Origin of the sequence: Novacetimonas pomaceti (assembly GCF_003207955.1) — a bacterium.
GTDB classification, from domain to species: domain Bacteria; phylum Pseudomonadota; class Alphaproteobacteria; order Acetobacterales; family Acetobacteraceae; genus Novacetimonas; species Novacetimonas pomaceti.
On sequence record NZ_NOXG01000004.1, the window covers coordinates 17,176 to 30,189 of the forward strand.

The 13,014-nt window shown below is 65.0% G+C and carries 11 protein-coding genes; 7 read left to right on the forward strand and 4 right to left on the reverse strand.

Annotation, left to right across the window (positions count from 1 at the left end):
* Window positions 1–15 precede the first annotated feature (15 nt).
* Complete coding sequence (locus CFR71_RS06070) at window positions 16–1,260, forward strand: Hint domain-containing protein (protein WP_110528655.1); 1,245 nt, start codon at window positions 16–18, stop codon at window positions 1,258–1,260.
* Window positions 1,261–1,269: 9 nt separating this feature from the next.
* On the opposite strand, the gene CFR71_RS06075 is transcribed toward CFR71_RS06070, so the two are convergent.
* Window positions 1,270–2,157, reverse strand: a complete 888-nt coding sequence (locus tag CFR71_RS06075; RefSeq protein ID WP_206057936.1) for a DUF2272 domain-containing protein — start codon at window positions 2,155–2,157, stop codon at window positions 1,270–1,272.
* A 253-nt stretch (window positions 2,158–2,410) separates the two neighbouring features.
* Between CFR71_RS06075 and CFR71_RS06080 the strand changes: the two genes are divergently transcribed.
* Window positions 2,411–3,427, forward strand: a complete 1,017-nt coding sequence (locus tag CFR71_RS06080) for an aldo/keto reductase (RefSeq protein ID WP_110528658.1) — start codon at window positions 2,411–2,413, stop codon at window positions 3,425–3,427.
* Window positions 3,428–3,601: 174 nt separating this feature from the next.
* Here the strand turns inward: CFR71_RS06080 and CFR71_RS06085 are convergent, their stop codons facing one another.
* Both CFR71_RS06085 and CFR71_RS06090 read right to left on the reverse strand, forming a co-directional pair.
* Window positions 3,602–4,003: a hypothetical protein gene (locus CFR71_RS06085; protein WP_110528662.1), complete on the reverse strand. Its 402-nt coding sequence runs from the start codon at window positions 4,001–4,003 to the stop codon at window positions 3,602–3,604.
* A 91-nt stretch (window positions 4,004–4,094) separates the two neighbouring features.
* Window positions 4,095–5,819 (reverse strand): Na+/H+ antiporter, encoded by a 1,725-nt coding sequence (locus CFR71_RS06090; protein ID WP_110528665.1) that lies wholly within the window; start codon window positions 5,817–5,819, stop codon window positions 4,095–4,097.
* 304 nt (window positions 5,820–6,123) lie between these two features.
* Between CFR71_RS06090 and CFR71_RS06095 the strand changes: the two genes are divergently transcribed.
* Both CFR71_RS06095 and CFR71_RS06100 read left to right on the forward strand, forming a co-directional pair.
* Window positions 6,124–7,050 (forward strand): DnaJ C-terminal domain-containing protein, encoded by a 927-nt coding sequence (locus CFR71_RS06095; protein ID WP_110528668.1) that lies wholly within the window; start codon window positions 6,124–6,126, stop codon window positions 7,048–7,050.
* Window positions 7,047–7,376, forward strand: a complete 330-nt coding sequence (locus tag CFR71_RS06100) for a chaperone modulator CbpM (protein ID WP_110528671.1) — start codon at window positions 7,047–7,049, stop codon at window positions 7,374–7,376. The genes CFR71_RS06095 and CFR71_RS06100 overlap by 4 nt, the downstream gene beginning before the upstream one ends.
* Before the next feature lie 149 nt (window positions 7,377–7,525).
* Here CFR71_RS06100 and CFR71_RS06105 read toward each other — a convergent pair whose 3' ends face one another.
* Window positions 7,526–7,951, reverse strand: a complete 426-nt coding sequence (locus CFR71_RS06105; protein ID WP_110528674.1) for a hypothetical protein — start codon at window positions 7,949–7,951, stop codon at window positions 7,526–7,528.
* A 370-nt stretch (window positions 7,952–8,321) separates the two neighbouring features.
* On the opposite strand from CFR71_RS06105, the gene budA reads away from it, so the two are divergent.
* The 3 genes from budA (at window position 8,322) to dld (ending at window position 12,801) form a co-directional block, all read left to right on the forward strand.
* Window positions 8,322–9,110, forward strand: a complete 789-nt coding sequence (gene budA, locus CFR71_RS06115) for an acetolactate decarboxylase (RefSeq protein ID WP_110528680.1) — start codon at window positions 8,322–8,324, stop codon at window positions 9,108–9,110.
* 95 nt (window positions 9,111–9,205) lie between these two features.
* Window positions 9,206–10,897, forward strand: a complete 1,692-nt coding sequence (gene alsS, locus CFR71_RS06120; protein WP_110529042.1) for an acetolactate synthase AlsS — start codon at window positions 9,206–9,208, stop codon at window positions 10,895–10,897.
* Window positions 10,898–11,073: 176 nt separating this feature from the next.
* On the forward strand, window positions 11,074–12,801 hold the full coding sequence (dld, locus tag CFR71_RS06125; protein ID WP_110528683.1) for a D-lactate dehydrogenase: 1,728 nt from the start codon (window positions 11,074–11,076) through the stop codon (window positions 12,799–12,801).
* Window positions 12,802–13,014 lie beyond the last annotated feature (213 nt).

The following is a 13,014-nucleotide window of genomic DNA, read 5'->3' on the forward strand; positions in this document are numbered from 1 at the left end:
GATCTGGGGAAATTCATGACAGTTACAGGACCGGAAATGGAAAACACGCCCCCGCGTGGGGGCCGGGATGTTCCGCGTCATCGTTCCGGCCGTCCCGACGCGGCGGCCGCGCGCGGCGACCGGAACGATGACGCGTCACCCGGTGGCGCAGCATCCGGCGGCGCGGCCGGGAGGGTGGCGCACGCGGTGTTTCCCGCCCCGATCATCCGCAGGGCGACGGGATTCATGCCCGGCACCATGCTGCGCACGCCCGGCGGCGACATGCCGGTCGAAACCCTTGCCCCCGGTGATTTCGTATTGACGGCGCAGGGGCGGATGCGGCGCATCTGCTGGATCGGCCCCATCCCGTCCCATGGCGCGGCGGTGGCGCGCGATGGCGCCTATCTGGTCCATATCGCCGCCCATGCCTGCGCCCCGGGACAGCCGGCGCGCGACATGCTGGTGCTGCCGGACCTGCCGATCGGGCAGTCGGGGCATGACGAGGTACTGGTCCCGGCAAAGCTGCTGACGAATGGCGCGACCCTGGCGACCCTGCCGACCACCCTGTCGGGCGGGTTCATCGAATGCTGGGGGATCGTGCTGGACCGTCCGTCCGTCCTGCTGGCCAACGCCCTGCCGGTCGGGGTGGGCGTCGCGCGGGCGGAGGTGGGCGGCCTGCCGCCGATCGTGACGCACGCCCCGGTGGTGTCGGTCCGGCGCGCCCACCTTGCCACCCGGGCGCAGACGCTGGGCTGGCGTGTCAGCACCTGCATGGACCTGCATGCGATGGTCGACGGATACCGGGTCGAGGCGACGCGACATCGCGACGGTGTCGCGCGCTTTGCCTTTCCCGCGCGGGCGCGGCATGTGCGCCTTGTCTCGCGCACGTTCGTCCCGGCCGACTGGTGCGCTTCGGCCGACAGGCGCGCGCTGGGGATCGCGGTGCGGCGCATCGCCCTGGGGGAGACGCGCCAGACGATGCGCCTCCTCGACCTGGACGACCCGTGCCTCGCCCCCTTTTTCTGGCCGGACGAGGGCACGGAAAAAGGGACATGGCGGTGGAGCAGGGGCATCCTGACCCTGCCGCGCGGGCTGTGGGGGGATGATCGCGCCGAAGCGTCCGTTACGCTGCTTGTCGAATATGACGCGACCGCCAGCCAGTGCTGGGTCATTCCCCCGGCGCCGGCGCGGATCTTCATGCCAGACCATCATGGCGTGTCCCCCCGTCCGTGCCGGCAGGACCGCGCCCCGGCGCCCGGCGCCCCCGGTCCGGCGGCGTAACGGGGTGGGTTATTCGCGTTTCGCCGGGTCGCCGGGGTCGTCGTACAGCACCTGAAGCACCACGCACCATGGATAGCGCGGGTCAACGCTGCCGCCGCGCCGTGTCGCCAGCCGCCCGTGCCGGTCCACCGGCACATGGGTCAGGCTGACCGCGTCATCCACGTTGCCGCCGATGATGCTGATCTGATGGCCAAAGGGCGGGGCGTTGTCATCCATCGCGACCACAAGGCCGCAATGCGCGGGAAAGGGCTGCGCCGTGGGCAGGTTGGCAAAGCGCACGGCCCTGCTGGCCCCGCGTCCCACGCAGATCAGGTCCCCCATGCGCGGCGCGTAGGAGACGGGATTGCGCGCCCGCACCCCCTTTTCCGTCCGCGCGGCGGCGGCGTTGATATAGGTGGCGTGGTTGGGGGAATAGGCAAAGCGGTCATTCGCCCCCGCGACCCGCATGACATAGGAAATGAACGCCGCCGACCAGGCATAGGTGCCGTCATGCACGAAATCGGTGACATGCCCGTTTTCATCATGCTTGCCGGTCCATGCGCTTTCGCGTTCGCCGGGGTCCTGGCCGATCCACCAGTACTCGCCCACCCGCTGCCACAGTCCGGCGGTCCGTTCCGGCTTGACCGCCGCGATGGTGGGTTCGGGACGCTGTTCGGGGTCGTCATCGCTGACGGGCTGTCCGAACATGCGCCATTCCCGCAGCGCGATGGCCACGGTGTTCTGGCGCGTGAAGGGTTCAAAATTCCGTGTGGCGAAATCCGGCACATGCGCATCGACCGCCAGCGGCCCCGCGCCCTGCGCATACTGCGTGACCGGCGTGCCGGCCGGGTGGGAACGTGGGGTGTGGGCGCATGCCGCAAGGCTTGCGAGAGGCAGCAGGAAAGCGATCTTGCGCAGCACGCGGGGTTTCTCCTCGGTCGGGACGGTGCGGGACAGGGCAGGCGCGGGGCATTGCCCGTCCGCCTTCATCCATACGGCGCGACGCCCGACGCGAAAAGGGGGTGGGGCAGCCATGCGGGCCGGGCCCCCGCCTTGCGATCATGGGCGAAAGGCCCAATTCTGTCATGAACGGCGCGGCCATCCCCGCCCGTGACGCCATCATGGCGCGCGGGAGGGTGGTGGCGCGCCCACTGTCAGGAAGGAGCGACGCATGACAGCCGCAACAACGGGCACATCGACAACGTCGGACACCATCACCATCGCGGGGCTGAAGCGGCCGGTGGCGCGCATCGCGCTGGGCACGTGGGCCATTGGCGGATGGATGTGGGGCGGTCCCGACGACCGGCAGGCCATCGCCACGATCCACGAGGCGCTGGAGGTTGGCATCGACCTGATCGACACGGCCCCCGTCTATGGCTTCGGCCATTCGGAGGAAGTGGTGGGCGAGGCCCTGTCGGGCGGCCGCCGCGACAAGGTGGCGATCGCAACGAAGGTCGGCCTTGACTGGCATGAGGACCACAAGCCGTTCCGCAACACGTCCGCCGCGCGGATCAACAAGGAAATCGAGGATTCGCTGCGCCGGCTGCGCACCGACCATATCGACCTGTACCAGGTCCACTGGCCCGATACGGCCGTCCCGATGGAAGAGACGGCGCGCGCGCTGGAAAAACTGGTGACGCAGGGCAAGGTACTTGCGCTGGGCGTCAGTAACTTCAGCATTCCGCAGATCGAGGAATTCCGGAAATTCGCGCCGCTTTCTGCCATCCAGCCGCCGTACAACCTGTTCGAGCGTGAAATCGAGCGCGACATCCTGCCTTATGCCATCAAGAACCGCCTGGCGGTGCTGGCCTATGGTCCGCTGTGTCGCGGGCTGCTGTCGGGACGCATGACGCCGGAGACGAAGTTCGGCAGTGACGACCTGCGTGCCAGCGACCCGAAATTCCAGCCGCCGCGCTTTGCGCAGTATCTGGCCGCCGTCGATGCGCTGCGTGATTTCGCGCGGGAACGGTACGGCAAATCCCTGCTGGCGCTGGCGATCCGCTGGGTTCTGGACCAGGGACCGACGATCGCGCTGTGGGGCGCGCGCAAGCCGCAGCAGATCGAGGGCGTGCGCGACGCGCTGGGCTGGAGCCTGACGGAACAGGACCGCAAGGATATCGACGCGATCCTGACGCGCACGGTGCGCGATCCGGTGGGGCCGGAATTCATGGCCCCTCCCGGACGGTAGGAGTTGAATGAACGGGTCCGCCAAAGACCTGAAATCATGAAAGTTTTTGGTGAAGCTTTTTGCAAAAAGCTTCACGGAACGTCGCCCTTTTAAATAAAAGGCGACACCCAAAAACTTTCATCTTTTATCAACAGTCTGTTTCCAGACAGCCACCGGACATGAGGCCCGGGGGGATCAGCGGAAGCTGTCATCCCCGCCCATGTCCCGCCCGCTGGTCTGCGAGGACGAGCGCCATGCCCCGTGCGAGACCATGCACTGGGCATAGAAACGGCTGTGGTCGTTGCGGTTCATGGACATCCGGTTGCTGTTGGCGGTGGAATACATCCCCATGGCGGAGGTCGTCTCGCACACCTGGGCGACCTTGATGTATTCCGGGCTTTTCCTGTCCATCGCCACCTGGTAGCCCGAAACGTTGCCATAGGGCGATGGCGCGTGGGACCGGCGCGGGATGTGGAAACTGTGATCCTTCGCATGGGCCGTGACCGGCGCCATGACCGGTGCCGCGACCGGCAGCAGCCCGGCGGCCAGCATCGCGGGCGCAAGGGCGCGGCGCAAGGACAGGGGCAGGAGTTTCATCGGACGGGTCTCCTTCATGGTCGGCGCGACGGGCGCATCGTGGCAGGCCCGGCGCTGTCCGCGTGCATTACGATGCGATGATGGCGCGGCGCTAGTGCGTGGCAACGGCGGGCGAATGGTTTTCGGCCTGCTGGCGTGGCAGGGAATGAGCCTCGATCTGGAGTTCCTGTTCGATGAAATCAAGCTCCTGGTTGATGGTGGCCTCCGTCTCGTCATTGATGCGGCGCTGCATCACGCGCAGGTGCAGGCGTTCGCGCATGTGGCGGATGACGTGGAAGCGCAGCGCCAGCTCGGCGCGTTTTTCGCGGATGGCCGTGGCGCGGATGCCGTTCTGCGCTGCGGCGGAATTGTCCAGCCGCTTCAGGGTGTCCTGATATTCATGCAGAAGGCGCGAAATCGCCTCCTGCTTCAGGTCGATCGTCTCCTCGTCCGCGTCGTGGTCGATTTCATGATGCGCCAGCGCCGCCTGTTCGGCATGCAGCGTCTGCACCGCCGTCTGGGCCAGTTCGATGCGCATGGCGTCGAGTTCACGCAGGCTGGGGTCGTCCTCGTCAGCCTGCATCCCCGCCATCAGCGGCGGCATCGCAAGGCTGGCGAGCACGAGGGAGCAGATGATGACCCCCGCCGCCAGCGTCACCAGCAGGTCGCGGCCGGGAAACCCCGGCGATGTCGCGGTCGCGATCGGCAGCGACAGGATCGCCGCCAGCGTGATGGCCCCGCGCGTGCCCGCCACCGTCATGATCAGTACCGTGCGGGCCGAAGGGATGACCGTCTCGCGGTGGCGGACATGCGCGAACAGACGCCGCGCGGTGATGGAAATCCAGATCCAGATAAAGCGCATCGTGCTCATCGCAAGCTGGATGGCGATGATCGCAAGGATCAGGAACCATGGCGAAACCCCGCCGGCGCGCGCGATATGCGCGCCTTCGGTCACGAGGTCGGGCAACTGCAGCCCCAGCAGGAGGAAGATGACCGCGTTGAAGGTGAAATTGACCATGTCCCATACGGTCGTGGCCTTCAGGCGGGTTTCGGTGCGTGCCTCGTTCATCACGCCGGTGAACTTCACCGTCATGCCCCCCGCCACGGCGGCAAGGATGCCCGAACAGTCCGCCGCGTCCGCGATCAGGTAGATCGCGAACGGCAGCATCATCGCCAGCGTGATGTGCGTCGGCGGGTCGTCATAGCCGCGCACCAGCAGCACATGTTCCGCCCGGCATGCCGCCCATGCGATCAGCACCCCCATGATGATGCCGCCCGCCGACATGAACATGAAGCTGCCGAGTGCCTGCTGGAAGGAGAAGATGCCCGTCATCGCGGCGGCCACCGCGAATTTGAAGCACACCAGCCCCGATGCGTCGTTGAGCAGCGCCTCCCCATGCAGGATGTGGACCACGCGGGCGGGGGCGCGCCCGCCCTCGATCATGCTGCCGACGGACACGGCGTCGGTGGGCGACATCACGGCCGCCAGCGCGAACGCGGCCGGCAGCGCGATGGGCGGGATCATCCAGTGGATGAAATACCCGCACCCCAGCGTCGTGAACACCACCAGCCCCAGCGCCAGCATGATGATGACGTTGCGCAGTTCCCCGAATTCGCGCATCGGCATGCGATAGGCGTCGGCATACAGCAACGGCGGGATGAACAGCAGCAGGAACATGTCGGGGTCGAACCCGATTTTCAGCCCCGCAAGCGCCGCGATGGCCCCGATCGCGATCTGGATCAGTGGAAGCGGGACAGGAATGCGTCCAATACGTGAAATCAGGCTGCTGATGCCACTAACCGTCAGTAACGCCAGCGTAAGGAAGACAACATGCATATCGGAGGCATATCTTTTATATTGCTATTTTTCGCCCGAAAATAAAATAATACCGGCGCGAAGTAAAACCACAAAAGATTTATTTTCATCCGGAGGTGGAATGTTATTTTCATCTACCTGATATGCACCCGTCAGTATCCTGCGCCGGTCGCGCGCGGTTTTGCCCGCGTCCTTCATTGACCGGGGGGCATGGGCTTCCCATTATCAGATAATGAATGACCGTCTGGCAGGCACGGCGGGGTCCGCCTGTCGCGCGGTCCGGAATTGCCATGTTCGGCCCGACCCGGAGGAATGACACCCAGCCGTGAGTAAAGATCCATATGACGTACTTGGCGTGGCGCGCACCGCCAGCCAGGATGAAATCCGCAAGGCCTACCGCAAGCTGGCCAAGAAGCATCACCCTGACCTCAATCCCGGCGACAAGGCCGCGGAAGAGAGTTTCAAGGCGGTGGGGGCCGCGCATGCGCTGCTGTCCGACCCGGAACAGCGCGCGCGCTTCGACCGTGGCGAAATCGACGCGGAGGGGCAGGAACGCGGCTTCCCCGGCGGCGGTGGCGGCTATCGCGGCCATGCGGAGGGCGCGCAGGGTCATTTCTATGGTGGCGGCCAGTTTTCCGAGGATGACCTTGGCGACATCTTCGGCGGCATGTTCGGGCAGCGCGGCGGTTTCCGCCGCCGTCCGCAGGGCCCGATGAAGGGGGAGGACCGCCAGTACTCCCTGACCGTCAGCTTCCTTGATTCCGTCAATGGCGGCACGTCGCGCGTGACCCTGCCGGGCGGCGGGACGCTGGATGTGAAGATCCCGCCGGGGATCGAGGACGGACAGGTGCTGCGCCTGCGTGGCAAGGGGGACGAGGGATATCAGGGCGGCCCTGCGGGCGACGCGCTGATTTCCATCTCCGTCGCGCCGGACCCGAATTACATCCGCGATGGCAACGATATCCGCTCCACCCTGCCGATTGACGTAAAGACGGCGGTGCTGGGCGGCAGCATCACGGTTCCCACCCCTGCCGGCCCGGTCAAGATGAACGTGCCCGCCCATTCCGACACCGGCAGCGTGCTGCGCCTGCGTGGTCGCGGGGTCAAGGCGCATGGCGGACAGGAAGCCGGCAACCTGTATGTCAAACTGCAGGTGACCATCGGCAAGACGGACGAGGCGTTCGAGGACTTCCTCAAATCGTGGACCCCGCCCGGGGCGAAGGATGGCAAGAGCGGGGGCGGTGCGTCATGATCACGTTCGAGACCCTGTGCGTGCGGGTCGGCAATGTCCCGCCCGACGAAATCCAGCACTGGATCGACAGCGAATGGCTGCGACCCGAAGGGGTGCGGGGACATTACCTGTTCCGCGAAATTGACGAGGCCCGTGCCATCCTGATCCGCGAGCTGCGCCATGATTTCGGCGTGAACGAGGAAGGCGTGCCGATCGTGCTGTCGCTGCTCGATCAGCTTTATGCCTCCCGCCGCCAGATGCTGCGCCTGCGCGAGGCGCTGAGCGTGCCGCGCGAAAACGAACTGCGCAGCAAGCTGCGTGGCCTGCTGGGCATGACCCCGGAATAGGCCGTCGCAAAACGCCGCCGTTCAGGCGCGGATCGCCTGACTGTTTCCTCCCGTGGCGGCCTGTCGCCGGTTTCGCGCGGGGGAGACGAAAAACCCCGGCCTGCGGATGCAGGGCCGGGGTTTTTTTCATCCATGATGCGGGCGGCGGGTCAGTCCGCGCGGCTCAGCGGCAGGTTCAGCACCTGTCCGGGCTTCTTGCCCTTCATCTTGAGGACCGCGCTGTTCTGGGAGACGAGGGTGAAGGTCGTCTGCGGATTGTCGTCGAGCGAGGTCAGCGTCGTGCCGTTTTCCTGCTTCAGCACGATGGTGCGCCCCGCCAGTCCCGTCACCTTTTCCAGCGGGGGCGACAGTTTCAGGCCCAGCCGTGCCGCCGCGCCGGTTTCCTTGTTCTGCGCCGTGATCGTCAGCGGCTCGATGCCCAGCGACGACCACGGGCCGGCGAAATCGCTGATGGCATAGGACGAGGGCGCCTCGGGGGCGGCGGCCGGTGCCGGTGCCGCCATGGCAGGCACGGACGCAAGCGCGCCCGTCAGGGTGCACAGCGTCAGGGCGGCGCTACGAAGTGATTTCATCATTGGATACTCATTCCCAACCTCAATAATGCCCCCACAATGACGGGCGCGTCGCCATCGGGCAAGGCGGCATGTCGGCACGGTTCCGGCATGCCGGATGGGACCTTTGGGGAATATTTCATGCCCGTGTATTCGCCTTGCGAGTATTTCCGCGAATATTTTGCCTTTACCGGGCACGGGATCCCGGCCCGTGTCCCGGCGCAGGCGACGATGGGGAAAGCGGGGAGGTAGGTCCATATTTTTTATATATGGAAAACGCTGTAAATATATATTGGACGATTGGATCAGGCTGCCTCACCATCTGCGCACATACGGAATTATCCGGCTCCCGACCCGCAGGCGGGACGCCGTGAACTGATGCGGGAGAGATGGTTTGAAATTCAGATGCCAATCGGTCGGTGACATCGATTCCCGGTCCGGCGCGCTGGGCGGCGCGGCGGATCTCGGGCCCCGTCGCAACAGGCTGTACCAGACCTCCACCATGGCGGCGCTGCTTGACGCCGTCTATGACGGGGAAACCACGCTCGACGAACTGCTGGTGCATGGCAATTTCGGGCTGGGGACCTTCAACGCCCTCGATGGCGAGATGATCGTCAATGACAGCGTGGTCCACCAGTTCCGCGCCGATGGACAGGCCGGACGCGTTCCGGGTTCGCTCAAGACGCCATTCGCGTGCGTGACCTTCTTCCAGCCGGAAAAGGAATGCGTGATCGACACGCCGTGCGACAAGGAAGGCTTCGAGGAGATCGTCAACCGCCTGGTGGACAATCCCAACCTGTTCGCCGCCGTGCGTTTCACCGGCATCTTCGATCGCGTGGAAACGCGCACGGTCTTCTGCCAGTGCCGCCCCTATCCCCCCATGCTCGACGTCGTCAGCCGCCAGCCGACGATGCAGCTTGGCACCGCGACGGGCACGATGCTGGGCTTCCGCACACCACCTTACATGCAGGGTGTCAATGTCGCGGGCTATCACCTGCATTTCCTGACCGAGGACGGCAGGCGCGGCGGCCATGTGACCGATTACCGCGTCCGTCAGGGCCGGCTGGAGGTCGGGGTGATTTCCGATGTGGAAATCCAGCTTCCGCGCACGGAACAGTTCGCAAAGGCGAACCTGTCGCCCGAAAACATCCATGAAGCCATTCGCGTGGCAGAAGGCGGGTAAAACGGGAATAACGGTTTCCTTTTTACTGTATTTTTTTCGAATTTCGCGCCCTGCCCATGTATGGCGGGCGCATCCGTTCCAGGAACAACGGTCATATGACAGACAAGGCAGGATCGGCCGCCACGCAGTGCGGGGCCGAGATGATTGTACGCAACCTGGTCGAACATGGCGTGACCCATGTCTTCGGCATTCCCGGCGCCAAGGTCGATCGCCTGTTTGACGCGCTGGTGGATTCGCCCATTGAAACGGTCGTGACGCGGCATGAACAGAACGCGGCCTTCATCGCCGGCGGCATCGGTCGCATGACGGGGCGGGCGGGGGTTGCCATCGCGACGTCGGGGCCGGGCGCCTCCAACTTCGTGACCGGCCTTGCCACCGCCAATTCCGAAGGCGACCCGGTGCTGGCGATCGGCGGCGCGGTAAAGCTGGCGGACCGGCTGAAGCTGACGCACCAGAGCATGGACACCGTCGCCCTGTTCCAGCCGATCACCAAATACAGCGCGGAGGTCACCTCCCCCGACGCGGTGTCCGAAGTCATCGCCAACGCCTTCCGTTTCGCGGAAAAGGGACGCCCGGGCGCTGCCTTCGTCAGCACGCCGATGGACATCCTGTCGATGCCCGCCAGCGGGCCGGTCCTGGCGGGCCGTCCCCTGCCGGAAGCCGGGGCCGCTGGCGTGGAAGCCGTGGCGGAAGCCGCGAAGCTGATTGAAAAGGCGCAGCGTCCCGTCATCCTGCTGGGCCTGCTGGCAAGCCGCCCGGACGTGGCGGAGGCCGTGCGCGGCCTGATCGCGCGCACCGGGGTTCCGGTCATCGGCACCTATCAGGCGGCGGGCGCGGTGTCGCACGAACTGGCGGACCGTTTCGGCGGTCGCGTCGGCCTGTTCCGCAACCAGCCGGGCGACCAGCTGCTGCATGAGGCCGACCTTGTCATTTCCATCGGCTACAACCCGATCGAATATGACCCGTGGCTGTGGAATGTCGATGACGCGCGCCGCATCATCCATGTCGACGTGGTGGCCGCCGAACTTGATGCCCACTATGCCCCGACCGTTGAACTGATCGGCAATATCGCCGCCAGCGTCGATGCCCTGGCGGCAAGGCTGGGCCGGCTGGCGCGCGCCACCTCGCTTGAGGAAATCCTTGGCGATTACCATGCCAAGCGCCGCAACGACCTGCTTGAGGCACGCAGCACCAGCAACACGGCGGTCCATCCGCTGCAGATCGTGCGCGAACTGGAAAAGGTCGTGACCCCCGACGTCACGATGTGCCTTGACATGGGGACGTTCCATATCTGGCTGGCGCGTTACCTGCTGTCGTTCCGCGCGCGCCAGATGCTGATCAGCAACGGCCAGCAGACGATGGGCGTCGGCCTGCCGTGGGCGATCGCCGCCAGCCTGCTCAACCCGGCGCAGAAGGTCATTTCCGTCTCTGGCGATGGCGGGTTCATGATGTCGTGCATGGAGCTGGAAACGGCGGTGCGCCTGAAATGCAACCTTGTCCACCTCGTCTGGGTCGATCAGCAGTATAACATGGTCGAAATGCAGGAGCGCAAGAAGTACGGCCGTGGTTCGGGCGTTGATTTCGGGCCGATCGACTTTGCGATGTTCGCGCGTTCGTGCGGCGCGCAGGGAATCGCCGTGCGCTCCGCCGATGAAATCGCGGGCGCGCTGCGCGCGGGCATGGAGGCCGAAGGGCCGGTCGTCATCTCCATCCCGGTCGATTATTCGCACAACCACCTGCTGATGGAACCGCTGGCGCGACTGGGCGAAACATCGGCCGCCGCGTGACGCCGCGCGCTGGCGTCATTGTCTGATGCCGATGTCGGCACATGGAACATCGGCATTTTATACCTGTCTGGACCCGCGCCGGACGTGGCACACTGCATGGCGTGTCCGGCGCGCGCATCCGGCCCCGCCGGGCCGTGGGCATGATGCAGGGATATGACAGGGAAATTTAAAAAAGAATGCTGAAGATGGCACATGATACATCCGCACCCGCAAGCCAGCTGATCGATACGTTCCGTTCGATCGTGGGCGACGGGCATGTCCTGACCGACGCGGGGGCGACGCTGCCCTATCGCCGGGGGTTCCGCTTTGGCCAGGGGCGGGCCCTTGCGGTGGTGCGTCCCGGTTCCCTCGTGGAACAGTGGCGCGTGCTTCAGGCCTGCGTAAAGGCCAACGTGATCGTCATCATGCAGGCCGCCAATACCGGCCTGACGGGTGGTTCGACCCCCGATGGCGACACGTATGACCGCGATGTCGTCATCGTCAACAGCATGCGCATGCGCACCATCCACCTGATCGGCGGGGGAAAGCAGGTCGTCTGCCTGCCCGGCGCGACCCTTGACCAGCTGGAAGGGATGCTCCAGCCGCTGGGGCGGGAACCGCATTCCGTCATCGGTTCGTCCTGTATCGGGGCATCCGTCTTTGGCGGGGTCAGCAACAATTCCGGCGGCGCGCTGGTGCGTCGTGGCCCGGCCTATACCGACATGGCCCTGTTCGCGCAGGTTGACGCGGCGGGGGAACTGCATCTGGTCAATCACCTGGGCATCGATCTCGGCACCGACCCCGAGGACATCCTTGCGCGGGCCGAACGGGGCGAATTCCCCGATGCCAGCATCAACTGGAACGCCGGGCGCGGGCATGATGACGATTACGCCCGCCATGTGCGCGACATCGACGCCGACACGCCCGCGCGGTACAATGCCGACCTGCGCCGCCTGCACGAAGGGTCGGGCTGTGCGGGGCATCTGGGCCTGTTCGCCGTGCGCCTTGACACGTTCGAGGCGGAAAAGAATCCCGTCGTCTTTTATATCGGGACGAACCAGACCGACGTGCTGGAGGACGTGCGCCGCCATGTGCTGGGCTCGTTTTCCGAACTGCCGATCGCGGGGGAATACCTGCATCGCGATGCGTTCAACATCGCGGAAAAATACGGCAAGGACACCTTCATCGTCATCCGCATGCTCGGCACGCGCCGCCTGCCCGCGCTGTTTGCGATGAAGAACAGGTTCGACCGCCTGTTTGACCGGATGGGCTTCATGCCGTCGCACTTTACCGACCGGTTCATGCAGTTCCTGAGCCACTTTTTCCCCAACCACCTGCCGCGCCGCATGCGTGAGTACCGCGACCGCTATGCCCATCACCTGATGCTCAAGGTCAGTGCGTCGGGCGCGCAGGAAGCACGGGATTTCCTGACCAGCCATTTCGCGCAGCATGAGGGCGCGTTCTTCGAATGCACCCCTGACGAGGGGGCCAAGGCGTTCCTGCACCGCTTTGCCGCGGCGGGGGCGGCGGTACGGTACCGCGCGGTCCATCCCCGCACGACCGAGGATATCGTCGCGCTCGACGTCGCGCTGCGCCGCAACGACCGCGAATGGTTCGAGGTGCTGCCTGACGACATCAACCGCGAAATCATCGTGAAGCTGTATTACGGGCATTTCCTGTGCCACGTGATGCATCAGGATTACGTGGTCCGCAAAGGCAACGACTGCATGGACCTCGAACATCGCATGCTGCCGCTGCTGGACCGTCGCGGCGCGCGCTATCCGGCGGAACATAATTTCGGTCATCTGTATGCCGCGCCCGACGACGTGCGCGCGCATTACCAGCAGCTTGACCCGTGCAACTGTTTCAATCCCGGCATCGGGCAGGCGACCAAGCGCAGGAACTGGGTCGCCGAAAGCGTCTAGCGCCCTGCCGGGCCAGAGGTTCGTCAACAGCGGTAATATTGGGGGAGTGTTTCGAAAAACCTGTCCGGGAAGGAAGCAGAAAGGAAGTTTTCGGGTGCCGCCTTTTTTCAAAAGGGCGGTGCTGTCTGAAGCTTTTTGCAAAAAGCTTCACCAAAAACTTTGATTATTTCTGGTAATGGTTTGCGCTGAAACATTTTCCCAGTTGGTCGCATG